This window comes from Thiohalobacter sp., assembly GCF_027000115.1.
Classification (GTDB): domain Bacteria; phylum Pseudomonadota; class Gammaproteobacteria; order Thiohalobacterales; family Thiohalobacteraceae; genus JALTON01.
Genome location: NZ_JALTON010000058.1, coordinates 1 through 26,393 on the forward strand (window position 1 = coordinate 1; position 26,393 = coordinate 26,393).

Annotated in this window: 23 protein-coding genes and 1 tRNA gene; 10 read left to right on the forward strand and 14 right to left on the reverse strand. The window is 67.2% G+C overall.

The window, feature by feature from the left end:
• Window positions 1-159: 159 nt before the first annotated feature.
• From pgi to gnd, 3 genes are read right to left on the reverse strand one after another with little or no spacing between them, the layout of a single operon-like run.
• Window positions 160-1,803: a glucose-6-phosphate isomerase gene (gene pgi / locus MVF76_RS11720; protein WP_297529338.1), complete on the reverse strand. Its 1,644-nt coding sequence runs from the start codon at window positions 1,801-1,803 to the stop codon at window positions 160-162.
• 31 nt (window positions 1,804-1,834) lie between these two features.
• Window positions 1,835-3,319, reverse strand: coding sequence for a glucose-6-phosphate dehydrogenase (zwf, locus tag MVF76_RS11725; protein WP_297529340.1), 1,485 nt, complete (start codon window positions 3,317-3,319; stop codon window positions 1,835-1,837).
• 20 nt (window positions 3,320-3,339) lie between these two features.
• Entirely contained in the window at window positions 3,340-4,248 is a 909-nt protein-coding gene (gene gnd, locus MVF76_RS11730) for a phosphogluconate dehydrogenase (NAD(+)-dependent, decarboxylating) (protein ID WP_297529342.1), read from the reverse strand.
• Between the two features lie 131 nt (window positions 4,249-4,379).
• Between gnd and glgA the strand changes: the two genes are divergently transcribed.
• Both glgA and ppc read left to right on the forward strand, forming a co-directional pair.
• Window positions 4,380-5,843: a glycogen synthase GlgA gene (gene glgA, locus MVF76_RS11735; protein WP_297529343.1), complete on the forward strand. Its 1,464-nt coding sequence runs from the start codon at window positions 4,380-4,382 to the stop codon at window positions 5,841-5,843.
• Window positions 5,844-5,949: 106 nt separating this feature from the next.
• Complete coding sequence (ppc, locus tag MVF76_RS11740; RefSeq protein ID WP_297529345.1) at window positions 5,950-8,745, forward strand: phosphoenolpyruvate carboxylase; 2,796 nt, start codon at window positions 5,950-5,952, stop codon at window positions 8,743-8,745.
• Window positions 8,746-8,811: 66 nt separating this feature from the next.
• On the opposite strand, the gene panD is transcribed toward ppc, so the two are convergent.
• The 6 genes from panD to pcnB all read right to left on the reverse strand — a co-directional run bounded on the left by panD (window position 8,812) and on the right by pcnB (window position 13,488).
• Window positions 8,812-9,195 carry an aspartate 1-decarboxylase gene (panD, locus tag MVF76_RS11745; protein ID WP_297529347.1) on the reverse strand — a complete coding sequence of 128 codons (384 nt, stop codon included), beginning with the start codon at window positions 9,193-9,195 and terminating at the stop codon, window positions 8,812-8,814.
• Between the two features lie 73 nt (window positions 9,196-9,268).
• Complete coding sequence (gene panC, locus MVF76_RS11750) at window positions 9,269-10,129, reverse strand: pantoate--beta-alanine ligase (RefSeq protein ID WP_297529349.1); 861 nt, start codon at window positions 10,127-10,129, stop codon at window positions 9,269-9,271.
• Window positions 10,126-10,935: a 3-methyl-2-oxobutanoate hydroxymethyltransferase gene (gene panB / locus MVF76_RS11755; protein ID WP_297529351.1), complete on the reverse strand. Its 810-nt coding sequence runs from the start codon at window positions 10,933-10,935 to the stop codon at window positions 10,126-10,128. The genes panC and panB overlap by 4 nt, the downstream gene beginning before the upstream one ends.
• A gap of 7 nt (window positions 10,936-10,942) precedes the next feature.
• Entirely contained in the window at window positions 10,943-11,593 is a 651-nt protein-coding gene (locus tag MVF76_RS11760) for a deoxynucleoside kinase (RefSeq protein ID WP_297529353.1), read from the reverse strand.
• 45 nt (window positions 11,594-11,638) lie between these two features.
• On the reverse strand, window positions 11,639-12,169 hold the full coding sequence (gene folK, locus MVF76_RS11765; RefSeq protein WP_297529355.1) for a 2-amino-4-hydroxy-6-hydroxymethyldihydropteridine diphosphokinase: 531 nt from the start codon (window positions 12,167-12,169) through the stop codon (window positions 11,639-11,641).
• Entirely contained in the window at window positions 12,166-13,488 is a 1,323-nt protein-coding gene (gene pcnB / locus MVF76_RS11770) for a polynucleotide adenylyltransferase PcnB (RefSeq protein ID WP_297529357.1), read from the reverse strand. Before pcnB ends, folK begins: the two co-directional genes overlap by 4 nt.
• A 72-nt stretch (window positions 13,489-13,560) precedes the next feature.
• Between pcnB and MVF76_RS11775 the strand changes: the two genes are divergently transcribed.
• Window positions 13,561-13,636 (forward strand) — tRNA-Glu (locus MVF76_RS11775).
• A 194-nt stretch (window positions 13,637-13,830) separates the two neighbouring features.
• Here MVF76_RS11775 and MVF76_RS11780 read toward each other — a convergent pair.
• The 3 genes from MVF76_RS11780 to MVF76_RS11790 are packed head-to-tail and all read right to left on the reverse strand — an operon-like array spanning window position 13,831 to window position 14,904.
• Complete coding sequence (locus MVF76_RS11780) at window positions 13,831-14,163, reverse strand: DUF2173 family protein (RefSeq protein WP_297529359.1); 333 nt, start codon at window positions 14,161-14,163, stop codon at window positions 13,831-13,833.
• A 9-nt stretch (window positions 14,164-14,172) separates the two neighbouring features.
• Window positions 14,173-14,511 carry a DUF2173 family protein gene (locus MVF76_RS11785; protein ID WP_297529361.1) on the reverse strand — a complete coding sequence of 113 codons (339 nt, stop codon included), beginning with the start codon at window positions 14,509-14,511 and terminating at the stop codon, window positions 14,173-14,175.
• A 36-nt stretch (window positions 14,512-14,547) separates the two neighbouring features.
• Window positions 14,548-14,904 (reverse strand): DUF2173 family protein, encoded by a 357-nt coding sequence (locus tag MVF76_RS11790; RefSeq protein ID WP_297529363.1) that lies wholly within the window; start codon window positions 14,902-14,904, stop codon window positions 14,548-14,550.
• Window positions 14,905-15,079: 175 nt separating this feature from the next.
• On the opposite strand from MVF76_RS11790, the gene MVF76_RS11795 reads away from it, so the two are divergent.
• Window positions 15,080-15,526 carry an RDD family protein gene (locus MVF76_RS11795; RefSeq protein WP_297529365.1) on the forward strand — a complete coding sequence of 149 codons (447 nt, stop codon included), beginning with the start codon at window positions 15,080-15,082 and terminating at the stop codon, window positions 15,524-15,526.
• Window positions 15,527-15,597: 71 nt separating this feature from the next.
• On the opposite strand, the gene lptG is transcribed toward MVF76_RS11795, so the two are convergent.
• On the reverse strand, window positions 15,598-16,662 hold the full coding sequence (gene lptG / locus MVF76_RS11800) for an LPS export ABC transporter permease LptG (protein ID WP_297529367.1): 1,065 nt from the start codon (window positions 16,660-16,662) through the stop codon (window positions 15,598-15,600).
• Window positions 16,659-17,738 carry an LPS export ABC transporter permease LptF gene (gene lptF / locus MVF76_RS11805; protein ID WP_297529369.1) on the reverse strand — a complete coding sequence of 360 codons (1,080 nt, stop codon included), beginning with the start codon at window positions 17,736-17,738 and terminating at the stop codon, window positions 16,659-16,661. The genes lptG and lptF overlap by 4 nt, the downstream gene beginning before the upstream one ends.
• A 158-nt stretch (window positions 17,739-17,896) precedes the next feature.
• Here lptF and MVF76_RS11810 point away from each other — a divergent pair, with 158 nt between their 5' ends.
• From MVF76_RS11810 to MVF76_RS11835, 6 genes are all read left to right on the forward strand, one after another.
• A complete protein-coding gene (locus MVF76_RS11810; protein WP_297529371.1) occupies window positions 17,897-19,390 on the forward strand; it encodes a leucyl aminopeptidase in 1,494 nt (497 codons plus the stop codon).
• Between the two features lie 16 nt (window positions 19,391-19,406).
• Window positions 19,407-19,850 carry a DNA polymerase III subunit chi gene (locus MVF76_RS11815; RefSeq protein WP_297529373.1) on the forward strand — a complete coding sequence of 148 codons (444 nt, stop codon included), beginning with the start codon at window positions 19,407-19,409 and terminating at the stop codon, window positions 19,848-19,850.
• A 175-nt stretch (window positions 19,851-20,025) separates the two neighbouring features.
• Window positions 20,026-22,788, forward strand: coding sequence for a valine--tRNA ligase (locus MVF76_RS11820; protein WP_297529375.1), 2,763 nt, complete (start codon window positions 20,026-20,028; stop codon window positions 22,786-22,788).
• Between the two features lie 259 nt (window positions 22,789-23,047).
• Window positions 23,048-24,133: an HD domain-containing phosphohydrolase gene (locus MVF76_RS11825; protein WP_297529376.1), complete on the forward strand. Its 1,086-nt coding sequence runs from the start codon at window positions 23,048-23,050 to the stop codon at window positions 24,131-24,133.
• Between the two features lie 72 nt (window positions 24,134-24,205).
• On the forward strand, window positions 24,206-25,300 hold the full coding sequence (gene hemH / locus MVF76_RS11830) for a ferrochelatase (RefSeq protein WP_297529378.1): 1,095 nt from the start codon (window positions 24,206-24,208) through the stop codon (window positions 25,298-25,300).
• Window positions 25,297-26,250, forward strand: coding sequence for a YbgA family protein (locus tag MVF76_RS11835; protein ID WP_297529380.1), 954 nt, complete (start codon window positions 25,297-25,299; stop codon window positions 26,248-26,250). The genes hemH and MVF76_RS11835 overlap by 4 nt, the downstream gene beginning before the upstream one ends.
• The last annotated feature ends 143 nt before the right edge of the window (window positions 26,251-26,393 follow it).

Below are 26,393 nucleotides of genomic sequence, written 5' to 3' on the forward strand. Positions count from 1 at the left end.
GTGCGCGACTTCACCATCAGGGCCCGGGCGGGCAACAGACCGCCCATATCACAGAGGCCGAATATATGCAGGCAACCGACCCCACCTGTCTTCCGGCGTCTTGCAAAACGGGGGAGTCCATATATGTCTTCCGTGGCGCTCTTTCTTCCGGCGCCCGGCTTAGCCCCCGCGCAGCGACTTCCAGTGGTTGATCAGGCCATTGGTCGAGGCGTCATGGCCGGTGACCTCGGCGCCGTCTTCCAGTTCGGGGAGGATGGCGCGGGCGAGCTGCTTGCCCAGTTCCACCCCCCACTGGTCGAAGGAATTGATGTTCCAGATCACGCCCTGGACGAAGATCTTGTGCTCGTAGAGCGCAATCAGGCTGCCCAGGGTGCGCGGCGTGAGGCGCCGATAGAGGATGGCGTTGGTCGGCCGGTTGCCCGGGAACACCCGATGGGGAAGCAGCCGCTCCAGGGCCTCGCCGGACAGGCCCTGCGCCGCCAGCTCCGCCCGCGCCTCGGCCTCGGTGCGTCCGCGCATCAATGCCTCGGTCTGGGCGAAGAAGTTGGACAGCAGAATGCGATGATGCGCGTCCAGCGGATGCTGCGGCTCGGCGGCAGCAATGAAATCCGCCGGGACCAGCCGCGTGCCCTGATGGATGAGCTGGTAGAAGGCATGCTGGCCGTTGGTACCCGGTTCGCCCCAGATCACCGGGCCGGTGTCATAGTCCACCACCTGCCCGTTGCGGTCCACGCGCTTGCCGTTGCTCTCCATGTCCCCCTGCTGGAAATAGGCGGGGAAGCGGTGAAGGTACTGGTCGTAGGGCAGCAGGGCGTGGGTCTCGGCGCCGAAGAAGTTGATGTACCAGATGCCGAGCAGCGCCAGCAGCACCGGCAGGTTGTCTTCCAGGGGCGCCGTGCGAAAGTGCTCGTCCATGGCATGGGCGCCCTCGAGCAGGGCCTCGAAGTTGTCCATGCCGATGTACAGGGCAATGGACAGGCCGATGGCCGACCACAGCGAATAGCGCCCGCCCACCCAGTCCCAGAAACGGAACATGTTGCGGGTATCGATGCCGAATGCGGCCACGGCCTCGGCATTGGTGGACACCGCGACGAAGTGGCGTGCGATGGCAGCGTCATCGCCGGCAGCCTCCAGCAGCCAGCGCCGGGCCGTGCGGGCATTGGTCAGGGTCTCCTGGGTGGTAAAGGTCTTGGAGGCCACGATGAACAGGGTACGCGCCGGGTCCAGGCCCTTGAGCGTTTCGTGAATGTGGGCGCCATCCACGTTGGACACGAAATGCACCCGCAGCGGGCCGCCCCAGGGCTTCAGCGCCTCGGTGACCATCAGCGGCCCGAGATCCGAGCCGCCGATACCGATATTGACCACATCGGTAATGGGGCTGTCGTCGTAGCCTCGCCATTCGCCGCGCCGTACCCGGTTGCTGAACGCACGCATCTGCGCCAGCACGGCATTGACTTCGGGCATCACGTCCTCGCCATCGACCTCGATGGGGCGGTTGCTGCGGTTGCGCAGCGCCACGTGCAGCACGGGTCGGTTCTCGGTGAAGTTGATCCGGTCGCCACGGAACATGCGCTCGATCCAGGCCGGCACGTCGCGCTCGCGGGCCAGATCCAGCAACAGCGCCAGCGTCTCCTCGGTGATGCGGTTCTTCGAGAAATCCAGCAGCAGATCCTCGAAGCGCCGGGAAAAGCGCCGGAAACGGTCCGGGTCGGCGGCAAACCAGTCGCGCATGTGCGCGTCCCGGATCTCGTAATAGTGGTCGGTCAGCGCCTGCCAGGTGCTGCCGTGGGTCAGTTCACTCATGGGCGGGCAGAGGGTCCTTCATGGCTGCGGATCAGGCCGGGCTGTCGTCGAGGGTATTGCGCCAGCGCTGGTCGTCACGGATGAAAAGACGATTTGCCTCGGGCGGCCCCCAGCTCCCGGCCGGGTAGGTGTGGATGTAGTCGCGCTCCACCGACCAGACCTTGAGGATGGGATCGACCACCTTCCAGGCCCAGTTGACCTCGTCGTAACGCAGGAACAGCGAGCGGTCACCGTCGATCACGTCCAGCAGCAGCGCCTCGTAGGCATCGAGCCCGTAGGCAGCGATCCCGCAGCTTGCTGCGTCAAGGCGTTGGGTCTGGGTGCGCATTTCCAGCCCCGTTTCCTTGACCTGGAGTTCGATGCGCACGCACTCGTTGGGCTGGATGTTGAGCAACAGCCAGTTGGGTTCCAGTCGCTCGATGTGGGTCTCCCGGAACAGTTGCTGCGGCGGGTGCTTGAAACGGATGCTGACCATGGAGTTGGCCTGGGCCATGCGCTTGCCGGTGCGCAGGTAGAAGGGCACGTTCCGCCAGCGCCAGTTGTCGATGAACAGCTTGAGCGCGCAATAGGTCTCCGTCGAACTGTCCGCGGGCACGCCCTCCTCTTCCAGGTAACCGGGCACCTTCTCGCCATCGACCACGCCCGCCGCGTACTGGGCGCGGAAGGCGTGGGCGTGCACCGCATTCTGCGGAATCGGTCGGATGGAGCGCAGCACCTTGACCTTCTCGTCGCGCAGCGACTCGGCATCCAGATTGGCCGGCGGCTCCATGGCCACCAGGGTCAGCATCTGCAGGAGGTGACTCTGCACCATGTCGCGCAGCGCACCGGCACCGTCATAGTAGCCGGCGCGCCCCTCGATGCCGCGCGACTCGGCATGGCTGATCTGCACATGGTCGATGTAGTTGCGGTTCCACAGCGGCTCGAGCATCAGATTGGCGAAGCGGAACACCAGGATGTTCTGGACCGTGCCCTTGCCCAGATAGTGATCGATGCGGTAGAGCTGCTGCTCGGTCCAGTCCCGGTGCAGGCGCTGATGCAGGATCTCGGCGCTCTCCAGGTCGTAGCCGAAGGGCTTTTCGATGACCACCCGGCGCCAGCCGCCATCCTCGACATTGAGCCCGACGGCAGCCAGCGAGCGGCTGACCACGCCGAAGTCGGCAGGGCTGATGGACATGTAGAAGGCGATGTTGAGCGAGAATTCCGGCCCGTTCTCCAGCCGCGCGCGCAGCCCGCTGTACATGGCGTCGTCGGTGAGATCGCCGGCAAAGAAGTACAGCCGGTCGCGGAACCGCGGCCAGACCTCGGGGTCCAGGCCGCCGCGCGCGCGCGGCGACAGCATCTGCTCGACCTCGTCACGCCAGCGGGCATCGTCCCAGTCCCGCCGGCCGATACCCAGGATGTGCGTGCCCTCCGGCAGGCGCCCGGCCTGATCCAGGTGATAGAGCGCGGGCAACAGCTTGTTGCGCGCCAGATTGCCGGTGGCGCCGAAGATGACAAAGGTGCAGGGGTCGGCCATGGATGCTCCCGGGGCAGAATTCAGCGCCTGACAATGCCGTGGCCGCCGAAGGCCTTGCGCATCATGGCCAGCAGACGATTGGCATAGCCTTCCTGGTCCTGGCTGGCGAAGCGCATGGCCAGTGCCATGCTGATCACCGGCAGCGCCACGCCTTGGTCGATGGCCTCGACGGCGGTCCAGCGACCCTCGCCGGAATCGGCCACCACCGGCGCGACATCGGCCAGTTCCTGGTCCTCGGCCAGGGCCTCGGCGGTCAGGTCCAGCAGCCAGCTTCGCACCACCGAGCCGTGCCGCCACAGCTCGCTGATCTGGGCCAGGTCCAGGCCGTACTCGTCCTTGCCGCGCAACAGCGCAAGCCCCTCGGCCAGCGCCTGCATCATGCCGTACTCGATGCCGTTGTGGACCATCTTGGTGAAGTGACCGGAGCCGATGGGACCCACGTGCGCCCAGCCGCGGTCGGGCGCGGGCGCCAGCACCCGCAGCGCCGGTTCCAGCAGCGACACGGCGGCGTCGCTGCCGCCCACCATCAGGCAGTAGCCATTGTCCAGACCCCAGATGCCGCCGGAGGTGCCGGCGTCGACGAACTCGATGCCGGCCTCGCCCAGCCAGGCGCCGCGCCGCTCGCTGTCGTGATAGTTGGCGTTGCCACCGTCCACGACCAGATCACCGGCATCGAGCAGCTCGCGCAGCCGCACCAGGTGGCTCTCGGTGACCTCGCCCGCCGGCAGCATCACCCAGACCACGCGCGGCGCGGACAACCTGCCGACCAGGTCCTCGACCGAGTCCGCCGGCTCCAGGCCTTCCTCGCGTGCCAGCGTCTGCACGATTTCCGGACTGCGATTGTAGCCGACCACCTCGATGCCACCACGCCGCAGGCGCCGTGCCATGTTGGCACCCATGCGACCCAACCCGATCATCCCCATGCGCATCTTGGCTCTCCCTGGTCCGCCGCTCCGGGCACCAGTATAGAACGCCTCGTCGTCCGACGTCAGACGACCGGGCATCTTGACCCCGCTGACCCGCTCGCGCAGGCTTGCGCCTTTACCCCGATGGATGCCACATGAAGATCCTGTTCGCCAGCAGCGAGGCCGTACCCCTGGTCAAGACCGGTGGCCTGGCCGACGTCTCCGGCGCCCTGCCCCAGGCCCTGCGCCGGCAGCATCAGGACGTGCGCCTGGTGCTGCCGGCCTACCGCAGCGTGCTGGACAGGGTCGGGGATTGCAGTACAGTCGCGCGACTGGTGGTCCACGGCCAGCCAGTGGACCTGCTGGAAACCCGGCTCGATGACAGCCGCGTGCCGGTCTATCTGGTGCATACGCCCGCCCTCTATGACCGACCCGGCAATCCGTACGTGGGCGCGGACGGCCAGGACTGGCCGGACAATGCCGACCGTTTCGCCCATCTCGCACGGGTGGTGGTCGAAATCGCCACCGATCGCGCGGGACTGCGCTGGCAGCCCGAACTGGTGCACTGCAACGATTGGCAGACGGCGCTCGCACCGGCGCTGCTCAGCCGCGAGGTCAAGCGCCCGGCGACCCTGTTCACCATCCACAATCTTGCCTACCAGGGCCTGTTCGACTGGCCTACCCTGCAGCGGCTCGGCCTGCCCGAGGAATGGTGGTCCTGGCAGGCACTGGAGTTCCACGGGCACCTGTCGTTCATCAAGGGCGGGCTGGCCTTTGCCGACTGGATCAGCACCGTGAGTCCGACCTATGCCCGCGAAATCCGCACGCCCCGGTTCGGCTATGGCCTCGAGGGCCTGCTGGAGCACCGTGCCGATCGTCTCGGCGGCATCCTCAATGGCGTCGACTACAGTGTCTGGGACCCCCGCCACGATCCGCTGTTGCCGGCTACCTACAACGGCCGCTCGCTGGCCGGCAAGCGCCGCTGCCGGGAGGCATTGCAGCAGCGCTTCGACCTGGATACGAACGCCGCGGCGCCCCTGTTCGCCCATATCGGCCGGCTGGTCGAACAGAAGGGCGTCGACCTGATCCTCGACTGCCTGCCGAAGCTGCTGGCCGAGGGCGCGCAACTGGTGGTGCTGGGCAGCGGTGATGCGCGCCTGGAGGCGGCCCTGCGCGCGGCGGCGACGAAGACACCCGGCCGGGTCGGCGTACACATCGGATACGACGAAGCGCTGGCCCACCTCATCGAGGCCGGCGCCGACAGCTTCCTCATGCCTTCGCGCTTCGAGCCCTGCGGCCTCAACCAGCTCTACAGCCTGCGCTACGGCACCGTGCCGGTGGTGCATCGCACCGGTGGCCTGGCCGACTCGGTGGTCGACACCACGGAGGAGACGCTGGCCGCAGGCAGCGCGACCGGCTTCCAGTTCGACATGCCAACCGCCGAGGCCCTCGCCGGCGCGCTGGAGCGGGCACTGGATGCCTGGCGCCAGCCAAAGCTGTGGCGGCAACTGGTCGCGTCCGGCATGCGCCAGGACTTCAGCTGGACGCGCAGCGCGCGCAGCTACCTGGAACTCTATCACCGCATCCTGTCGTCGCCGCGACACCCGGCGCCGGCCTGACAACGCCCTGATCCGGTGCGCCGGGTGCAGGATTACTCGGCTTCCAAGCTGGGCTATAATGCGCGCTCTTTGCCCGGGCTCGGGCGCCGATTCGCCGTGCAACCCCATGATCGATCAACCACGCGACAAGGAATTGCGGTCCCGTGTCCGCCTGTTCGGCAACCTGCTGGGCAACGTCCTGCGCCAGCATGCCGGCGGGCAGATCCTGGCGGCGGTGGAAACCCTGCGCAAGGGCTTCATCCGCCTGCGTTCACACGACGACCCGGACCTGCGCCAGCACCTGATCGAGCTGATAGATCGCCTGGACCCGGAGACGCTCACGCATGTAGTACGGGCCTTCAACGTCTACTTCAGCCTGGTCAACATCGCCGAACAGGCCTTCCAGTACCGCCAGCGCCAACGCCAGTTGTCCGGGGGCGGGCCGCTGTGGCTGGGCTCCTTCGACGACACCCTGCGCCGGTTCCGGCAACAGGGCATCGAGCCGGAACAACTGCGCGAACTGTTCGCACAGACCCGCTACATCCCGGTCTTCACCGCCCATCCCACCGAGTCCAAGCGCCGGACCATCATGGAATCGCTGCGTCGCATCTACGAAACGGCCGAACAGCTCGACCGCGGGCGCATCAGCCGGGAGCAGCGACAGGACATCATCGATGCCATCGAGGCCGAGATCCAGATCCTGTGGAAGACCGACGAAGTGCGCGCCCAGCGGCCACGGGTCAAGGACGAGATCCGCAACGGCCTCTACTATTTCCGCGAGAGCCTGTTCGAGGCCGTGCCCCAGACCTGCCGCAATCTCGACAAGGCCCTGACACGCATCTACGGCCCGGATCACGGCGTGGAGGTCAGCGGGCTGTTGCGTTTCGGCTCCTGGATCGGCGGCGACCGCGACGGCAACCCCTACGTGAAGCCGGAGACCACCGAAACGGCGCTGCGCCTGCACATGCGCGAGGTGCTCTGCCACTATCTGCGCCTGCTCGATGAACTGCGCCATCGCCTGACCCAATCCAGCCGCCTGATCACGCCCAGCGAGGCCTTCAGCGCCAGTCTGGCCACCGACAACGAACATTACGGGGCACGCTGCTTCGGCGACCACCCCCATCGCTTCGCCACCGAGCCCTACCGGCGCAAGCTCTATATCATGCGCTACCGGCTGCGGCAGACACTGCGCGCAGTCAGCGCCCGCCTCGACGGCGAGGACTGCGGCGACTGTACCGACCGCTATTGCAGCGAGCATGAACTGCTGAGCGACCTGCGCCTGATCCGGGACTCGCTGATATCGCACGGTGACGCACGCATCGCGGCCGGACGTTTGCAGGATGTCATCCGCACCGTCGAGACCTTCGGCTTCTTCCTCATGCAGCTCGACATCCGCCAGGAGTCCAGCCGGCACACCGAAGCAGTCGGCGAAATCTGTTCCGCAGCAGGACTGGGCGATTACATGGCCCTCGACGAAGCGTCACGCTGCGAACTGCTGGCAGGGTGCATCGCCGCCGGCGACCCGCCGACACTGGCGCGTGACCGGCTAACCGACGGCACGCGGGAAACACTGGAAGTCTTCGACGTCATCCGCCGCATGCATGCCGAGGTCAGCCCCGAGGCCTTCGGCAACTACGTCATCTCCATGACCCACAGCGCCAGCCATGTGCTCGAGGTCATGTTCCTGGCCTGGTGCTGCGGCCTGGCCGGCCGGCGCGACGACGAATGGTTCTGCCAGGTGCGGCCCAGCCCGCTGTTCGAGACCATCGAGGACCTCGCCCACGTCGAAACGGTGCTCACCGCGCTGCTCGGCAACGACACCTATCGCGCCCTGCTCGCCGCCTCCGGCAACCAGCAGGAGGTCATGCTGGGCTATTCGGATTCGTGCAAGGATGGCGGCATCCTGGCCTCGAGCTGGAGCCTGTACGAGGCGCAGCAGAAGATCATTGCCATCACCGGCCGCATGGGCGTGGGCTGCCGCCTGTTCCATGGCCGCGGCGGCACGGTGGGCCGCGGGGGCGGCCCCACCCACGAGGCCATCCTCGCCCAGCCACCGGGGACAGTGCATGGCCAGATCAAGTTCACCGAACAGGGCGAGGTGCTGTCCTACAAGTACGGCCATCCGGTCACGGCCGTGTACGAACTGACCATGGGCCTGACCGGCCTGATGAAGGCCAGCCGTTCCCTGATCGCGCCGGTCGAACCCGACCGGCCGGAGGACCAGGCCCTGATGGCGGAACTGGCCGGCATCGGCGAGCGCGCCTACCGCGACCTGGTCGACCGCACCGAAGGCTTCCTGGACTATTTCTACGAAGTCTGCCCGGTGGACGAGATCGGCATGCTCAACATCGGCTCGCGGCCCAGCCATCGCAATCGTGCCAATCGTTCCAAGGAATCCATCCGCGCCATCCCCTGGGTGTTCGGCTGGGCGCAGTCGCGCCACACCCTGCCGGCCTGGTACGGCATCGGCTCGGCACTGGCGGAGTGGCGGGGCTCGGATCCCGCGCGACTGGAACGCCTGCGCGGCCTGTACCGGGAATGGCCCTACTTCCGCGCCCTGCTCAGCAACACCCAGATGGCGCTGTTCAAGGCCCAGATGGACATCGCCCGCGAGTACACCCGACTGGCACACGACCAGCAACAGGCCCAGGCCATCTTCGAACGCATCCGCGGCGAGTATGAACGGACCCTGACCGAGGTACTGGCCGTCGCCGACATCGAAGTACTGCTGCAGGAGAACCCCGGCCTGCACCTGTCGCTGCTGCGGCGGGATCCCTACCTGGATCCGCTGAACCACATCCAGATTGCGCTGCTGGCCCGCTATCGCAACGAGGGACTGCCGGAAGAGGAACGGGAACGCTGGCGCGATCCGCTGCTACGCTCCATCAACGCTATCGCCGCGGGGATGCGCAACACCGGCTGATTGCAGAACGCCCCATCCCGGGCCGCCGGGATGGCGCGCGAGTGGCATCCGGGCGAAACCCGGATATCAGGAAACCGCCTGAACAGGGATGCTGTCGCCGATGCGGGTGATGCGGTTGTCGGCATCCAGATACACCAGCGTGGGACGAAAGTTCGCCGCCTCCTGCTCGTCCAGCATGGCGTAGGCGCAGATGATCACCCGGTCGCCCGGCGCGGCCCGGTGCGCCGCGGCACCATTGACCGAAATGATCCCGGAATGGGCCTGGGCGCGGATGGCATAGGTGGAAAAACGTTCGCCATTCGCGAGGTTGTAGATCTCGATGCGCTCGTATTCACGGATGCCGGCGGCGTCCAGCAGGGCGCTGTCGATGGCGCAGGACCCCTCGTACTCGAGTTCCGAGTGAGTGACGTGCGCCTTGTGGAGCTTGGCCTTGAGGAGAGTGAGCTGCATGCCGGATCACCTGCCTGTGGGGACGGCGAATTATCCCCAATCGCCCCCGGATTGGCAAGGTTAGCGCGTTAAATCAACTGCTTACCACGGGGATATTGTCGATCAGGCGGGTCCGCTCACCGAGCCAGGCGGCGGCCAGCAGGCGAAAGGCGCGATCGGCCGCGGTCGGCGGCTCCAGATCCGGGCGGCGGATGCTGAGGTAGTCGGGGCGGAAGCCGGCCTCGGCCAATGTCTGCACGCCCTCCGCCTCCAGGACGGCGAAGTCCCGTCGTCCGGCCTGCAGGGCCTCGCCGAGCCGGCACAGGGTCCGGTACAGCAGGGGCGCCCGCGCCCGCTCCTCTGCGCTGAGGTACTGGTTGCGCGAACTCATGGCCAGGCCGTTCGGCTCGCGGCAGACCGGGGCACCGATGATCGCCACCGGGAAGTCCAGGTCCTCGACCATGCGCCGGATCACCAGCAGTTGCTGGTAGTCCTTCTCCCCGAACACGGCCAGGTCCGGCTGCACGATGTGGAACAGCTTGGCGACCACGGTCGCCACCCCGGTGAAGAAGCCGGGCCGCGAGGCCCCGCACAGGATGTCACCCAGGCCGGGCACCGTGATCCGCGTGGTGGCCTCGCGCGGCCGCGGATAGAAACTCGCCTCGTCGGGTGCGAACAGCAGGTCTACGCCCAGCTCCGTGAGCGCCGCCCGATCCGCATCCAGGGTGCGCGGGTAGCTGTCGAAGTCCTCGTTGGGCCCGAACTGCAGCGGGTTCACGAACACGCTCACCACCACCCGGTCGGCACGCGCCTGCGCCATCCGCACCAGCGACAGATGCCCCTCGTGCAGGTTGCCCATGGTGGGCACGAAGCCGATGCGATCGCCGCCCCGCCGCCACTCGGCGATCCGGGCACGGGTCTCGGCGACAGTCGCGGTCTCGAGCAGCCGGGTCATGCGTATGCCTCCTCCGGCCCCGGGAAGTCACCGGCCTTCACCGCCCGCACATAGGCCGTGAGGGCGGCCGGAACGCTGTCCCGGCCGGCGAGAAAGTCGCGCACGAAACGCGGCCGGCGGCCGGGGGTGATGCCCAGCAGGTCATGCAGCACCAGCACCTGGCCGTCGCAGTCGGCGCCGGCGCCGATGCCGATGGTGGGCACGGCAAGATCCCGGCTGATTGCCGCGGCCAGCGGCGCGGGAATGCACTCCAGTACCAGCAGCCCGATGCCGGCCTCGGCCAGCACCTCGGCATCGGCGCGGATGCGTGCCGCCTGTTCCGGTTCCCGACCCTGCACCCGATAGCCGCCCAGCCGCCGTACCGACTGCGGCAACAAGCCGAGGTGGCCGCACACCGGGATGCCGGCGGCCAGCAGCGCCCGAATCACGGGCAGCATCTCCGAGCCACCCTCCAGCTTGACCATCTGTGCGCCGCCGTCCTCGACCAGCCGCCGGGCGTTGGCGACGGCCTGCTCGACGCTGGCATAGCTCGCGTGCGGCATATCCACGACCCGCAGCATGGGACCGGCGGCACGGGCCACCGCGCGGGCATGGTAGATCATGTCAGCCAGGCTCACCGGGAGGGTACTGTCCTGGCCCTGCACCACCATGCCCAGGGAATCGCCGACCAGCACCACGTCCACTCCGGCCTCCGCGAGGCGTGCGGCGAAGCTGGCATCGTAGGCGGTCAGGCAGGCAATCTTCTCGCCCGCCGCCTTCATGGCCTGCAGACCTGCCAGGGTCACCTCCGGCCGCGCTTCGTTCACGGCATCCTCACAGCGCCACCGGCGCCGGATTGAAATAGTGACGGCCGCTGCGCACCCGGCGCACCTCGCGCAGCAGCGCCTCGTAGTCGGCATCGTTGCCGGCCAGATCGATGTGCGCGGCGTTGACGATCAGCAGCGGCGCGTCGCTGTAGTGGTGGAAAAAGTGGGCATAGGCATCCGAAAGCCGGCGCAGGTAATCGGGATCGACGCGCTGCTCGAAGTCGCGGCCTCGCTTCTGGATGCGCTGCATGAGCACGTCCACCGGTGCCTGCAGATAGATCACCAAGTCAGGCCGGGGCGCGTCCAGCGTCATATGCGCATACACCTGCTCATAGAGCCGGAACTCTTCCTCATCGAGCGTGAGTTCCGCGAACAGCCGGTCCTTCTCGATCAGGAAGTCCGCCACCCGCACCGGCCGGAACAGGTCGGCCTGGCGCAGCGACTGCATCTGCTGCGCGCGCTGCAGCAGGAAGAACAGCTGCGTGGCCAGCGCCCCCTCGCGCGGATTGCGATAGAAGCGGGCGAGGAAGGGGTTCTCGTCCGCGCCCTCCAGCAGCAGCTCGGTGCCGAAGGTCTCGGCCAGGCGCCGCGCGAGCGTGGTCTTGCCCACGCCGATCGGGCCCTCGACGACGATGTAACCGGGTTGTTCAGACTTCATGGACTCCAGACCGGGACGATGGCAGCGACAGCACTGCGCAGGGGCTCATGATACCGGATCGGGCCAGCCATCCGGCAGCGGTGGCGGCGCCACCCGCACCAGCCCGCTGGCGTCCACGGCGGCGGCCAGCGTTGCCACCGGGCGACCGTCGGGCAGCGCCAGCTCCGGCGCGATCTCGACCAGCGGCGCGAGCACGAAGGCGCGCACCGCCAGTCCCGGATGCGGCACCTGCAGCCGGGGACTGTCGATGCAACGCGCGCCATACAGCAGCAGATCCAGATCCAGCGTGCGCGGCCCCCAGCGGGTGCCGTCGCGCAGCCGCCCCTGGGCACGCTCGATGGCCTGCAGGGCATCCAGCAGCGGTTCGGGCTCGAGCCCGGTTTCCAGCAGGGCAACGGCATTCAGATAGTCCGGCTGATCCGCCGGACCCATGGGCGGGTTGCGATAGAGCGAGGACACGGCCAGCAGGCGGGATTCGGGCAGGCTGGCCAGCGCCGCCACCGCCTGGCGCAACTGGCGTTCCGGTTCCCCCAGGTTGCTGCCCAGGCCGATGCAGGCCCTGACCGCGGCGGTCATGAATCGGGCTTGCGCTGCCGCCTGCGACGGCGCCGACGGCGGCCGCTGCGCGGCTCGGGCGTGACCATGCCGGCCTGCTCCTCCGGGTTCCGTTGCTGGAACTCGGTCCACCAGTCACACAGCGCCTGGTCCACCTCGCCGGCCTGCCCCCTCAGCAGCAGGAAGTCGTAGGCGGCACGAAAGCGCGGATGTGCCAGCAGTCGCTGTGGCCGGCGGCCATTGCGATTGAGGAACCGCGGCTGCAGGGTCCAGATCTCGCGCATGGGCTGGCTGAACCGGCGCGGAATGGAGGTATGGCGCGCCTGCTCGGCGATGATCTCGCCGGCGGCGATCTGGATGGCCTGGATCTCGCTCATGCCGGGCACGTCGTAGTCGGGCATGCGGCGACGCATGGCTTCCCACAGAAAGGCCGCAAAGAGGAAGGCCGGTGTCACCGGCTTGCCGGCCGCGATGCGCTCGTCGGTGTTGCGCAGGGCATGGACCACCAGCATGTGCGGGAAATGGTCTGTCTCCTCTTCCTCGCCCAGAACCTCTTCGGTGAAGGGAAACAGCTTGCCGAACAGGTCGTAGTGGCGCAGCAGTTCAAAGGTTTCCAGCGCCTCGCCACCCAGGAACAGCTTGAGGACCTCCTCGAACAGCCGCGCCGGTGCGATGTCGAACAGCAGCGGCGACAGCTCGGTGATCGGCGCCTCGCTGGGCGGGTCGATGCGGAAGCCGAGCTTGGCTGCAAAACGCGCCGCCCGCAGCATGCGTACCGGATCCTCACGGTAGCGGGCCTCGGGATCGCCGATCAGGCGCAGCCGCCCGGCCTGGATGTCGGCCATGCCACCGACGTAGTCGATGACCGAGAAGTCGGCGATGTCATAGTAGAGCGCGTTGACGGTGAAATCGCGCCGCCAGGCATCCTCCTCGATGGTCCCGTAGACGTTGTCGCGGAGGATGCGGCCCTCGTCGCTGAGCGCCGCCGCCCCGGTCTCCGCCTCGGGTGCGGCGCGGAAGGTGGCCACCTCGATCACCTCGCGGCCGAAGATGACATGGGCCAGGCGGAAGCGCCGGCCGATCAGCCGGCAGTTGCGGAACAGGGCGCGGATCTCCTCCGGATGGGCGTCGGTGGCCACGTCGAAGTCCTTGGGTTCGCGCCCGAGCAGCAGGTCACGCACGCCGCCGCCCACCAGACAGGCCCGGAAACCGGCATCGCGCAGCCGGTAGAGCACCTTGAGCGCATTGGGGCTGATGTCCGCCCGCGAGATGTTGTGTTCGGCGCGGGGAATCACCACCGGGGCAGGGGCAGCGGGTGGATTGGGGATGTCGCCGGGCAAGTCGGTTTCCAACGCAAAGGGTCGCTTGTGCGGAAAAAAGGTCGGCGTATAATACCACGCCGTTCCACCCCCGCTCCCTTCGTCTAGCGGCCTAGGACACCGGCCTCTCACGCCGGCGACAGGGGTTCGATTCCCCTAGGGAGCGCCATCTTTCCCGCTGTCTGATCGTGGCGGACCTGGTGCAGTGAATTTGCAGGATGGGCAAAGGAGCGCAGCGACGTGCCCATCAGCATCCCGTGACCGTCATGATGGGCACGGCCCTTCGGGCCTTTGCCCATCCTACAAATTCACAGGACTTCCATGTTCAGACAATTGTGAGAGGACTAATATCGACACTGGCGCTCAGTAGGTCGACGCCAGCTTCAGCTCTTCCATGACCTCGTTGAGCCGTGCCTCGCGGGTGTCGACCATGGCCGCCAGGTTGCCCACGCTGCACACGGTGCCCTGGGCGGCGCGGACAATCCAGCCGCCGGGCGGGGTCCAGCCACGCATCTGGGTGAACATGGACAACTGGTCGGCGTTGCCCTGCACCATGCGCTTGTACTCCAGCGCGAAACGCGCCAGGCGCTGCATCTGGGCATCATCCAGCATGCCATAACCCTCCACGAAGGCACCGTCATCCCGAAACTGGCAGACGGCAAATACGCCATCGAGTGCCAAAAGTCGCTTCAGCATGCAGCCTCCTCAGGCACCCAGGGCCGCATAGGCCGCGTCGTAATCGGCCTTGTCATTGTCCAGCACCACGCCCATGTTGCCATTGGCCACTGCCGACCACTCGAAACCGACCATGGTGAAACCCTCGATGGGGTAGAAGCCGCCCTGGCCGGTCAGTTTCTCCCAGCCGCGCGCCTGCATGGTCGCGATGGCCATGTTCGCCACCACGACATGCGCAAGCAGGTCCAGGGTATCGGCATCCAGCGGCGTATCCGCCGCGGCCCGATGATCCTCGAGTTCCCCGCGGTCGTTGAAACGAAACGCCGCCACGGCGCCATCGAGCTGCATGAGACTTTCCAGATCAGCCATGCGTACATCCCCCTTGCACTGTTCGTCCCTGCTGGTTCAGATGAGATCTTCCGTGGCATCAGCCAGCCGCTCGCGCATCAGCTTCATCACCCGGTTCAGGACCCCGGGCTCGTTGCGCAAGAAGCAGAACACGTTGGCGATCACGCAGACCGTCATCTGCGGGCCCCGCACCGCCCAGCCGCGCGCCGGCGCCACGCCGCTGTCCTCGCGGAAGCTGGCCATGATGTCGGTCTGCATGTGAACACCCATGGTATTGGCCCGGCACATGATGGAAGCCATGCGTGCCAGGTCTTCGTTGAGTTGCCCCTTGTAGGAAAATCGATCGCCGCGGTAGGAATACTCGCCGGCTGCGATCACACCTTCCTGATCTGCCAGCTCTCCGATCAATGACATCGCCCCCTCTCCTCTGGTGACCCGCCGTCTTTGTTGCTGTTCTGTGCCCAGCGCCTGGGAACAAGGGCTATACCTGAGCATTTAGGAAAACTATTTACACAACCCATCCCCCTTTGTCACGGTTGCGTCACCCCTTGTCATCTGGTACGAAGGTGTATTGACCCGACGGGCCGCCATGAAACGTCCACCGATTCCCTCACCCGCCACCGGCCTGCCGCGCGCAGGGCTGCTGCGCCGACTGGGCGCCATGTTCTATGACACGCTGCTGGTGCTGGCTCTGTTATTCGTTGCCACCGCGGCCGCCATGCCCTTCGGTGGCGGCGCGCGCATCGCACATGACAACCCGCTGTTCCCGGCCTATCTGCTGGCCGTGATCTACCTGTTCTTCGCCTGGTTCTGGATCCATGGCGGCCAGACACTGGGCATGCGCGCCTGGAAGCTGCGGGTACAGCGCATGGACGGCCGGCCGCTGGGCTGGCTGCAAAGCCTTTTGCGCTTCATGGCCGCCATCGCCGCGCTGCTGCCGCTGGGCCTCGGCCTGTGGTGGCTGCTGTTCGACCGCGAGGGCCTGGCCTGGCACGACCGCTTTTCGGAGTCGGAGGTGGTGGTACTGCCGAACTGACGTCCCCGGATTCCGCTACGCCGTATCCGGGCTAGCCCGCATATTGCTGCGGCCCTGGTGCAACATGCGGGCTAGCGCCGCAGATGCAGCATCCAGCCGCCGAAGGCAGCAAACAGGAGCGACGGCAACGCTGCGCTGGCGAGCGGCGGAAAACCGTATACCTGTCCGAGATGACCAAGAAACTGGTTGATCAGGTAGAACGCAAGCCCGAGCAGGATGCCGATCAGCAGCCGCTGTCCCACCCCGCCGCTGCGCTGCTGGACAAAGACGAACGGCAGTGCGACGTAGAGCATGACCAGCGCCGCGACCGGCGCCATGACACGCTGCCAGAAGGCCAGCTCGTAGCGGCCGGTATCGAGCCGGTTCTCGCGCAGATAGCCGATGTAGCGGCGCAGATCGCGCGCCGAAAGGCTGGCGGGCTCCAGTGCCACCACGCTCAGCAGTTCCGGATCGAGCACGGAATCCCAACGCATCTCGTCGAAGGGCTCCAGCGAGAAGCCGTCCTCGGCCAGGGTCGCCGCGCGCCCCTTGTACACCACCCAGCCGCGTTCGTCGAAGGCGGCGGTCTTGGCCTGCAGGATGCGCCGCAGCGCGCCGCGGTCGTCGGTTTCGTAAATCTCCACGCCACCGAGCCGGCCATCGGGGAAAACCTCGAGAATGCGCACGAATCGGTTGCCGTCGCGTGCCCAGATGCCGTACTCGCTGCGATAGGTCACCCGCTGCGACTGCGCCGTGGCGCGCAGGTTCTCGGCCATGTGCTGCGCCGGCGGCGCCACGAACTCGCCCACCGCCACCACCACGGCCAGCATCAGCAGCCCCGCGCGCAGCACCGACAGCGCAATGCGGTTGATGGACACCCCGGCCGCGCGCAGCACCACCAGTTCCGACTGCGCCGCCAGCGCACCGAGTCCCAGCAACGCGCCCAGCAGGGCCGATACGGGAAACAGCTCGTGGATCCGCCCGGGCACGGTCAGCGCGACATAGAGGATCACCTCGCGCAGGCCATAGCGGCCGCGGCCGATCTCCTGCACCTCGTTGAGGAAGGCAAAGAAGACATCGATGGCCACCAGCACCAGCAGCGCCATACCGGTGCCCAGCACAACCGTGCGCCCCAGATAGCGGTCGATGATCTTCATGTCCGCACGCGCCCGGGCCGCGGACGCGCCCGCCACCACAGCAGACCACCCAGCAGCAGTGGCAGGGCATGCACCCACCAGACGCCGGGCAGGGGCGGCAGCAGGCCGCGTTCCACCCAGACCTGGGCGGTGCCAAGGAGGTTGTAGTAGACGACGAACACCAGCACAGCGATGAACAGCCGGCCCCAGCGTCCGTCACGCGGCCGTGCGCGGGCCAGTGGCAGCGCCAGCCAGGTCAGCATCACTGCGGCCAGAGGCAGCGACAGTCGCCACTGCAGCTCGGCAATGTCCTTGGCGCTCGCCGAGGCCAGCAGTGCCGGCGTGGGCCGCGCGTCCTGCTTGTCCGGAACCGTCACCGTGCCGCTGTACTCGACGCGCAGCCCATGACGCTCGAAGCGCATGATGCGGAACGCCGGATCCCCCGGCAGGCCCTGATAGCGCCAGCCGTCCTCCAGCACCAGGAAGCGATCTCCGGTCTCGGGATGGGGCGCCACCTCGGCGCGACGGGCGGTGACGATCAGCGGCGGATCGTTGCGCAGATCGCGCACGAAAACATTTTCCATTGCCTGGCCGCCGGAGACCCGCTCGGCGTAGAAGATCAGCCGGCCCTCGCGGGCCTCCTGGAAGCGGCCCGCGACCACGCCACCGATGTCGGTGGCGGCCTCGGCCTGCGCGCGCAGCTCATAGCCGAGCGCCGCGGTCCGGGGCGCCACCTCCAGCGCCAGCAGCGCCAGCAACAGCGCAACCACGCCGGCCAATGCCAGAAGCGGCCGATACAGGGTGGCGGGACCCACGCCACAGGCAGCCAGCGCGACCATTTCACTGTCGCGATACAGGCGGCCCAGCGCCAGCAACACGCCCAGGAACAGCGCCAGAGGCAACAGCGTGGTGAGATAGCTGATGGACTTGAGGCCCAACAGGGTCATGATGACCGAGGCGGGAATCTCGCCGGCGGCCGCCTCGCCCAGGTAGCGGACCAGGCGGTTGACCACCACGATGGCCCACAGCACCAGGGTCACGGCCAGCCAGCTGGCCAGCACCTCGCGCAGCAGATATCGATCCAGGACTCGAAGCACCCGCGTACCCGTCCACCCATCTGGAAAAGGCCGGCGAAACCGGTAGACTAGCCGCCAAGTTGCGCCGGGCCGCGGCGCGGGCGGAAAGCCGCAGTGTACACCCTGCCCGCCGCGCTTTTCGAGTCGCTGCCCCCCTCACGCTTGCACAGGAGTCCCCCATGAAATTCACCGTCAAGAGTGGCAATCCCGAAAAGCAGCGATCCGCCTGCCTGGTGCTGGGCGTGTTCGAAAACCGCCGCCTCTCGGCACCGGCGCGCTCGGTGGACAAGGCTTCGCACGGCTTCATCGGCGGCGTGCTGCGCCGCGGCGATCTGCCCGGCCAGCCAGGCCAGACGCTGCTGCTGCACAATGTCCCCGGCGTGCTGGCCGACCGCGTGCTGCTGGTGGGCTGCGGCAAGGAACGCGAGTTCGACGAGACCAAGTTCCAGACCGCCGTGAGCGCCGCCGCGCGCTATCTGAACGATACCGGCGCCACCGAGGCGGTGAATTGCCTGACCGAGTTGCCGATCAAGGGCCGCGACCTGTACTGGAACCTGCGCCAGGCCGTGATCGCCACCGAGGACGCCCTGTACCGCTTCGAGCAGTGCAAGAGCGAGGTGCAGAAGGTCCGCAAGCCACTCAAGCGCATGACCCTGAGCGTGCCCAGCCGCCGCAACCTCGACCATGGCGAGGCCGCGGTGCGCGAGGGGACGGCCATTGCCGCCGGCATGAACCTGGCCAAGGACCTCGGCAACCTGCCCGGAAATATCTGTACCCCCACCTATCTCGCCGATACCGCCCGCGAGCTGGCCCGCAAGTCGCGCAAGGCAAAGGTGACGGTGCTGGATGAGAAGGCCATGGAAAAGCTGGGCATGGGTGCCCTGCTGTCGGTGGCACGCGGCAGCCGCGAGCCGGCCCGGCTGATCACGCTGGAATACCGCGGCGGCCGCAAGGACCGCAAGCCGGTGGTGCTGGTCGGCAAGGGCGTGACCTTCGACTCCGGCGGCATCTCGCTCAAGCCGGGCCAGTCCATGGACGAAATGAAGTTCGACATGTGCGGCGCGGCCAGCGTGCTCGGCACGCTGAGGACGGTGATCGAGCTGGAGCTGCCGATCAATGTCGTCGGCATCATCCCGGCCACCGAAAACCTGCCCGACGGCCAGGCCACCAAGCCCGGCGACATCGTCACCAGCATGTCCGGACAGACCATCGAGATCCTCAACACCGATGCCGAAGGACGCCTGATCCTGTGCGATGCCCTCACCTATGCCGGGCGCTACGAGCCGGACGCGGTCATCGACATCGCCACCCTCACCGGCGCCTGCGTGATCGCGCTGGGCAGCCATGCCGCCGGCCTGCTCACCAACCACGCGCCACTCGGCAACGAGCTGCTGAACGCCGGCCGCGCCGCGCGCGACCGCGCCTGGGAGCTGCCGCTGTGGGACGACTACCAGCAGCAGCTCGAAAGCAACTTCGCCGACATGCAGAACATCGGCGGCCGCGAGGCCGGCACCATCACCGCCGCCTGTTTCCTCTCCCGCTTCACCCGCGACTACCGCTGGGCGCACCTCGACATCGCCGGCGTGGCCTGGAAGCAGGGCAAGGAAAAGGGTGCCACCGGCCGCCCCGTGCCGCTGCTGACCCAGTACCTGCTGCACAAGGCGGGCCACTGAGCCGCCGGACCCCGGCATGACGCGGGTCGACTTCTACGTTCTCCCCGGCAGCGACCGCCGCGAGCGCGAGCTGCTCGCCTGCCGCATCGCCGAGAAGGCCTATGCCGCCGGCCACCGGGTCTATGTGCATGCCGCCAGCGCCGCCGAGGTGCAGGCACTGGACCAGCTGCTGTGGACCTTCCGCGCCGGCAGCTTCGTGCCCCATGTCTGTCACCCGGATCCCGAGGCCGCGCACACGCCCGTCCTGCTCGGCCACGACCACGAGCCCGACACCCACACCGACGTGCTGATCAACTTTGCCCAGGAAGTCCCCCTGTTCTTCGGCCGCTTCGAGCGCGTGGTGGAACTGGTCGACCAGCAGCCGGAATGGCTGGAGGCCGCCCGCGCCCGCTATCGCTTCTACCGTGAACGCGGCTACCCGCTGGCATCGCACAAGCTGGGCGAGGACAGTCGGAAATGAGGCGCTGACAACGCAGAGGTCGCAGAGGCGCAGAGCACGCCGAGAAGAAAGGGATGCCCGCCCGGCACGGCACGGCACCCACCGTGCCCCGCGCCCTGCCCTCACGCCTCACGCCCCACCCCTCACTCCGCTATAATGCGCCCTCCGCATCGCAGCCCCCGGAGCCCCTGGCCTGATGGACAAGACCTACGATCCCCACGCCATCGAGCAGCGCTGGTACGAAACCTGGGAATCCCGCGGCTGGTTCGCGCCACGTGGCGAGGGCAGGCCCTACTGCATCATGATCCCGCCGCCGAACGTCACCGGCAGCCTGCACATGGGGCATGCCTTCCAGGACACCATCATGGACGCGCTGATCCGCTACCACCGCATGCGGGGCGACAACACCCTGTGGCAGCCGGGCACCGACCATGCCGGCATTGCCACCCAGATGGTGGTGGAGCGCCAGCTCGAGGCCGAGGGCCTGACGCGGCACGATCTGGGCCGCGAGCAGTTCATCGAGCGGGTCTGGCAGTGGAAAGCCGAGTCCGGCGGCACCATTACCCGCCAGTTGCGACGCATGGGCGCCTCGCTGGACTGGTCGCGCGAACGTTTCACCATGGACGAGGGCCTGTCGGCGGCGGTGCGCGAGGTCTTCGTCAAGCTGTACGAGGACGGCCTCATCTACCGCGGCAAGCGGCTGGTGAACTGGGACCCGGTGCTGCACACCGCGGTATCCGATCTGGAAGTGGTGTCCGAGGAGGAATCCGGGCACCTGTGGCACATGCGCTATCCGCTGGCCGATGGCTCCGGCCATCTGGTGGTCGCCACCACCCGTCCCGAGACCCTGCTCGGCGACACCGCCGTGGCCGTGCACCCCGATGACGAACGCTACCGCGACCTGGTCGGCAGGACGGTGAGGCTGCCGCTGGCCGACCGCGAGATTCCGATCATCGCCGACGAATACGTCGACCCCGAGTTCGGCACCGGCGTGGTGAAGATCACCCCGGCGCACGACTTCAACGACTATGCCGTGGGCCAGCGCCACAAGCTGCCCATGATCAACGTGTTCACGGTCGATGCGGCCATGAACGACCAGGTCCCGGAGAAGTATCGCGGGCTGGACCGCTACGAGGCGCGCGATGTCATCGTGCACGACCTGCAGGCACTCGGCCTGCTGGAGAAGGTCGAGGACCACCGGCTGATGGTGCCGCGCGGCGACCGCTCCGGCGCGGTCATCGAGCCCTTCCTCACCGACCAGTGGTTCGTCCGCGCCGAGCCGCTGGCGAAGCCCGCCATCGAGGCAGTGGAAACCGGCCGCATCCGCTTCGTGCCGGACAACTGGAAGAACACCTATTTCGAGTGGATGCGCAACATCCAGGACTGGTGCATCTCGCGCCAGATCTGGTGGGGCCACCGCATCCCGGCCTGGTACGACGAGGCCGGCAATGTCTACGTCGGCCGCAGCGAGAAAGAGGTCAGGGAGAAGCACGGCCTGGGCGACACCCCGCTGCGCCAGGACGAGGACGTGCTGGACACCTGGTTCAGCTCCGCGCTCTGGCCCTTCTCCACCCTGGGCTGGCCCGAACAGACCCCGGAACTCGAAACCTTCTATCCCACCAGCGTGCTGGTCACCGGCTTCGACATCATCTTCTTCTGGGTGGCCCGCATGATCATGATGGGCCTGAAGTTCATGGGCGACGTGCCCTTCCGCGAGGTCTACATCCATGGCCTGGTGCGCGACGCCCACGGCCAGAAGATGTCCAAGTCCAAGGGCAATGTACTCGATCCCATCGATCTCATCGACGGCATCGATCTCGAATCGCTGATCCGCAAGCGCACCTCGGGACTGATGCAGCCGCAGATGGCTAAGAAGATCGAGCAGCAGACGCGCAAGGATTTCCCCGACGGCATCCCCGCCTTCGGCACCGACGCCCTGCGCTTCACCTTCGCCGCGCTGGCTTCCACCGGCCGCGACATCAACTTCGACCTGGGCCGCATCGAGGGCTACCGCAACTTCTGCAACAAGATCTGGAATGCCGCGCGCTACGTGCTGATGAACACCGAGGGCCGGGACTGCGGCATCGACGGCGGCGACATGGTGTTCAGTGTCGCCGACCACTGGATCCGCTCGCGGCTGGCGCAGGCCACGGCCCGGGTGCGCGAGGCCGTCGACGGCTACCGCCTCGACCTGGCCGCCCAGGCCATCTACGAGTTCACCTGGAACCAGTACTGCGACTGGTACCTGGAACTGTCCAAGAGCGTGCTCAGCGACGAGGCCGCCAGCCCGGAGGCGCAGCGCGGCACGCGCCATACCCTGATCACCGTGCTCGAGAGCCTGCTGCGGCTGACGCACCCGCTGATGCCCTTCATCACCGAGGAAATCTGGCAGCGCGTCGCGCCGCTGGCGGGTCGTGGCGGGGAAACCATCATGCTCGCGCCCTATCCCGAGGCGGATGAAAGTCAAATAAATGACGCGGCCATCGCCGAAATGGAATGGGTGATGACATTCATCCTCGGTGTACGCAAGATCCGCTCCGGCATGAACATCGATCCGCGCAAAAAGCTGCCGGTGATCGTCGATCCGGCCGGCGAGGAAGACAGAAAGATTCTGGAAAGGAACCGCCAGTACTTGATTAATCTCGGAAGAGTGGCGAGTATAGAGATCCTCGCCGAGGGCGGGGAGGCGCCCGAGTCCGCCACGGCCCTGGTCGGGAAGACCCGACTGTTCATCCCGATGGCCGGGCTGATCGACAAGGAAGCGGAACTGGCGCGCCTGAAGAAGGAACTGGACAAGCACCGTACGGAGTGGGAGAGGGCCGAGAAGAAACTCGCCAATCCCGGCTTCGTGGAAAAGGCTCCGGAGGCCGTGGTGGCCAGGGAACGGGAAAAACTCGAACGGCTGACCACCACCATCCGCGAGCTCAAGGAACAGCTGGCCAGGATCGAGCGCATCTGAGGCCGGGGGCAGTCTCAGCGTCCCTGACCCGGATCACGAATCGCGAAATCCGGGCTAAAGTTGTACGGACTGCCGGCCGATAGGCACCCTTGTCTGTCGGGAAAGCCGGGCACGAGGACCACGCGCAGAATGCGGTCCCGAGTCCGGTGACACGGAAAGAAACACCGGCAGCCGGTTGGAACCACCGACACGCGAAGGACAGGGAGGAACAAGAAGCTCCGCGTGCCGCCCAAGGGAACGAGGGACGATTGGGGGCCCGATGCCGACTGTCTTGATAGTCGACGACCAGTTCCAGAGCAGGCAGGCCCTGGCCGAACTGGCACTGACATTCGAGGCCGAGACCCAGGTCGAGGTCTTCACCCAGCCTTCCGAAGCGCTGCACTGGCTCAACTGGCACGCTGCGGACCTGGTGCTGTTGCGCTATGACCTGCCGGAAATCACCGGCGTCGAACTCATCCGCCGCATTCGCGAACTGCCCAACGGCGCCCACCTGCCGCTGGTCATCGTCACCGCCGCCGAAGACCGCTACGCCCGCTATGCCGCGCTCGATGCCGGCGCCACCGATTCCCTGACCGATCCCGTGGACTGCGTCGAGTGCCGGGTTCGCTGCCGCAACCTGCTGACCCAGTTCCGCCAGCACAAGATCATCCAGGACCGTGCCCGCTGGCTGGAGAAACGCGTCTCCGAGGCCGTGAGCGCCATCCGCGTCCGCGAGCAGGAAACCCTGCTGCGGCTGGCGAAGGCCGGCGAATACCGCGACGAGGAAACCGGCAACCACGTCATCCGCATGGCCAAGTACGCCCGGCTGGTGGCCGAAGACATGGGCCTGTCCCGCGACGAGGCCGAGGTCATCGAGCTGGCCGCGCCCATGCACGACATCGGCAAGATCGGCATCCCCGACAACATCCTGCAGAAGCCCTCGCGCCTGCCGCCCGACGAATTCGAGATCATGAAGCGGCACACGCTGATCGGCTACGAGATCCTCAAGGACAGCCCCTCCGAGTTCCTGCAGACGGGTGCCGTCATCGCCCTCGGTCATCACGAGAAGTTCGACGGCACCGGTTATCCCTTCGGGCTGCAGGGCGAGGACATTCCGCTCTGTGCCCGTATCGTCGCCGTCGCCGACGTCTACGACGCGCTGACATCGGTACGGCCCTACAAGCGTGCCTGGACACCACGCGAGGCGCTGGAGTTCATGGACCGCCAGAGCGGCCGCCACTTCGATCCGCGCTGCCTGCAGGCCTTCCACAACCAGCTCGATCGCGTGACCCGCATCCAGTACCTGCTCCGCGACGAGCCCGAACCGCCCGCCGAGGACACCCAGGCCCATCCCGACATCGCCTGAGCCGCGTACCCGCGCGCGCCCTGATCGGATACACTGGAGCTATCCAGGCCACACCCCGTATCCGAATCCTCCATGCCCCGTTTTCTCGGCAGCCCCGACTTTGCCCACGACCTGCCCGACCGGCTGGGCGTGCTGGTCACCAACCTCGGCACGCCGGATGCGCCGACAGCGGCCGCCGTCCGCCGCTATCTGGCCGAGTTCCTGTGGGATCCGCGCGTGGTCGAATTCCCGCGGCCGCTGTGGTGGCTGGTACTCAACGGCATCATCCTGCGCGTGCGCCCGCGCAAGGTGGCGAAGAGCTACGCCGCCATCTGGACCGACGCCGGCGCCCCGCTGCTCGACATCGCCCGCCGGCAACAGGCGGCCCTGCAGGCCGAACTCGAACGCACCCTGCCCGGCCCGGTGGTGGTTGCGCTGGGCATGCGCTACGGCAACCCCTCCATCGCCTCGGCCCTGCGCCGGTTGCACGAGGCCGGCGTGCGGCGGCTGCTGGTGCTGCCGCTGTATCCGCAGTACTCGGCGACCACCACCGGCTCCACCTTCGATGCCGTGGCCGAGGAACTGCGCCAGTGGCGCTGGCTGCCGGAACTGCGCATGGTCACTCACTACCACGACGATCCCGGCTACATCGACGCGCTGGCCAACAGCATCCGCGAGCAGCGCGATCCCGAGGCGCGGCTGCTGATGTCCTTTCATGGCGTGCCGCGCCGCTATCTGGATGCGGGCGATCCCTACCATTGTGAATGTCACAAGACCGCCCGCCTGCTCGCCGAACGCCTCGGGCTGGCCGACGACGAGTGGCAGATCGGCTTTCAGTCGCGCTTCGGCCGCGAGGAATGGCTCAAGCCCTACACCGACCACCTGCTGCGTGACTGGGCGCGCGAAGGCGTGCGCAAGGTACAGGTGGTCTGCCCGGGCTTCTCGGCCGATTGCCTGGAGACACTGGAAGAGATCGCGGAACAGAACCACGACCTCTTCCTGACCCATGGCGGCGAATCTCTGCACTACATTCCGGCGCTCAATGACCGCGCCGACCACATCGCCGCGCTGGCCGACATCGTCCGCCGCAGCATCGCCGACTGGCCCGAGGCGCGCGCCGGCCACGACGCCGCCACCGAGGCCACCGCCCGCGCCGAACGCGCGCGCGCCCTCGGAGCACCGCGTTGAGCGCACGGCAAAGCCCCATCCGCATCGGCATCTCCAGCTGCCTGCTCGGCGAGCGGGTGCGCTGGGACGGCGATCACAAGCAGGACAGCTACATCCGGCGCACGCTGGGCGAGCTGTTCGAGTTCGTTCCCGTGTGCCCCGAGGTCGGGATCGGCCTCGGTGTGCCCCGCCCGCCCATCCGCCTGGTCGGCGATCCCGAAGCTCCGCGGCTGGTGGGCGTCGAGGATGCCGATCTCGACGTGACCGGGGCCATGCAGCGCTTCGGCCGCCGCCAGGCCCGCCACTTGGGCGACCTGGACGGGTACATCTTCAAATCGAAGTCGCCCAGTTGCGGCATGAAGGGCGTCAAGCTGCATACCGACCAGGGCATGAAACGTCAGGGTGTGGGGCTCTATGCCCGGGAATTCATGGCCGCCAATCCACTCATTCCCTGCGAGGAGGACGACCGCCTCGGCGATCCCGCCCTGCGCGACAACTGGCTGGAACGCGTGTTCACCTGGCATCGCTGGCGCCAGCTCCGCCGGCGGCGGCTCACCGCGCGGCGACTGGCGGATTTCCATGCTCGCCACAGACTCGCCATCATGACCCACGGCCAGGCATCCTGCCGTGCCCTTGACGATCTGATTGCGCGCATCGGTACTCACCCCCTGCCCGAACTCGCCGACCGCTACATCGTCCTGCTCATGGAAACCCTCAAACGGCGCGCAACGCCCAGGCGTCATAGCAACGTCCTGCATCGCCTCATGGGCCATCTCAAGCGCGCGCTCTCGCCCGAGGACAGGCAGGAACTGCTGGAGCTCACCGACGCCTACTGCCTCGGCAAGGTGCCGCGGACCGTCCCGCTGGCGCTGCTGAAACACCACTTCCGCAAGCACCCGCATCCCGACGTCACCGACCAGACCTACCTCAATCCCGGGCCCGCCGAACTCAGGCTGCGGAGCTTTTACTAGTGCTCCCGATGGGCACGCTGCGCTTTGCCCATCCTACCTCTCGCAGCGGTGGTGACGTAGGATGGGCAAAGGCCCGCTGGGCCGTGCCCATCGGCATGTTCAAACCATTCCCGCGGCAGTGCCGGTAGGATAAGCAAAGCGGA

Excerpts from the sequence above, each read along its gene's own strand:
- panC (WP_297529349.1), bottom strand. The coding sequence starts at position 10,129 with ATGACCCGGCTGCTCGAGACCGCGACTGTCGCCGAGACCCGTGCCCGG.
- MVF76_RS11760 (WP_297529353.1), bottom strand. The coding sequence starts at position 11,593 with ATGAAGTCTGAACAACCCGGTTACATCGTCGTCGAGGGCCCGATCGGC.
- pgi (WP_297529338.1), bottom strand. The coding sequence starts at position 1,803 with ATGAGTGAACTGACCCACGGCAGCACCTGGCAGGCGCTGACCGACCAC.
- folK (WP_297529355.1), bottom strand. The coding sequence starts at position 12,169 with ATGACCGCCGCGGTCAGGGCCTGCATCGGCCTGGGCAGCAACCTGGGG.
- MVF76_RS11825 (WP_297529376.1), top strand. The coding sequence starts at position 23,048 with ATGCCGACTGTCTTGATAGTCGACGACCAGTTCCAGAGCAGGCAGGCC.
- gnd (WP_297529342.1), bottom strand. The coding sequence starts at position 4,248 with ATGCGCATGGGGATGATCGGGTTGGGTCGCATGGGTGCCAACATGGCA.
- panD (WP_297529347.1), bottom strand. The coding sequence starts at position 9,195 with ATGCAGCTCACTCTCCTCAAGGCCAAGCTCCACAAGGCGCACGTCACT.
- MVF76_RS11790 (WP_297529363.1), bottom strand. The coding sequence starts at position 14,904 with ATGTCATTGATCGGAGAGCTGGCAGATCAGGAAGGTGTGATCGCAGCC.
- MVF76_RS11820 (WP_297529375.1), top strand. The coding sequence starts at position 20,026 with ATGGACAAGACCTACGATCCCCACGCCATCGAGCAGCGCTGGTACGAA.
- glgA (WP_297529343.1), top strand. The coding sequence starts at position 4,380 with ATGAAGATCCTGTTCGCCAGCAGCGAGGCCGTACCCCTGGTCAAGACC.
- MVF76_RS11780 (WP_297529359.1), bottom strand. The coding sequence starts at position 14,163 with ATGCTGAAGCGACTTTTGGCACTCGATGGCGTATTTGCCGTCTGCCAG.
- ppc (WP_297529345.1), top strand. The coding sequence starts at position 5,950 with ATGATCGATCAACCACGCGACAAGGAATTGCGGTCCCGTGTCCGCCTG.
- MVF76_RS11810 (WP_297529371.1), top strand. The coding sequence starts at position 17,897 with ATGAAATTCACCGTCAAGAGTGGCAATCCCGAAAAGCAGCGATCCGCC.
- lptG (WP_297529367.1), bottom strand. The coding sequence starts at position 16,662 with ATGAAGATCATCGACCGCTATCTGGGGCGCACGGTTGTGCTGGGCACC.
- hemH (WP_297529378.1), top strand. The coding sequence starts at position 24,206 with ATGCCCCGTTTTCTCGGCAGCCCCGACTTTGCCCACGACCTGCCCGAC.
- zwf (WP_297529340.1), bottom strand. The coding sequence starts at position 3,319 with ATGGCCGACCCCTGCACCTTTGTCATCTTCGGCGCCACCGGCAATCTG.
- MVF76_RS11815 (WP_297529373.1), top strand. The coding sequence starts at position 19,407 with ATGACGCGGGTCGACTTCTACGTTCTCCCCGGCAGCGACCGCCGCGAG.
- MVF76_RS11785 (WP_297529361.1), bottom strand. The coding sequence starts at position 14,511 with ATGGCTGATCTGGAAAGTCTCATGCAGCTCGATGGCGCCGTGGCGGCG.
- MVF76_RS11795 (WP_297529365.1), top strand. The coding sequence starts at position 15,080 with ATGAAACGTCCACCGATTCCCTCACCCGCCACCGGCCTGCCGCGCGCA.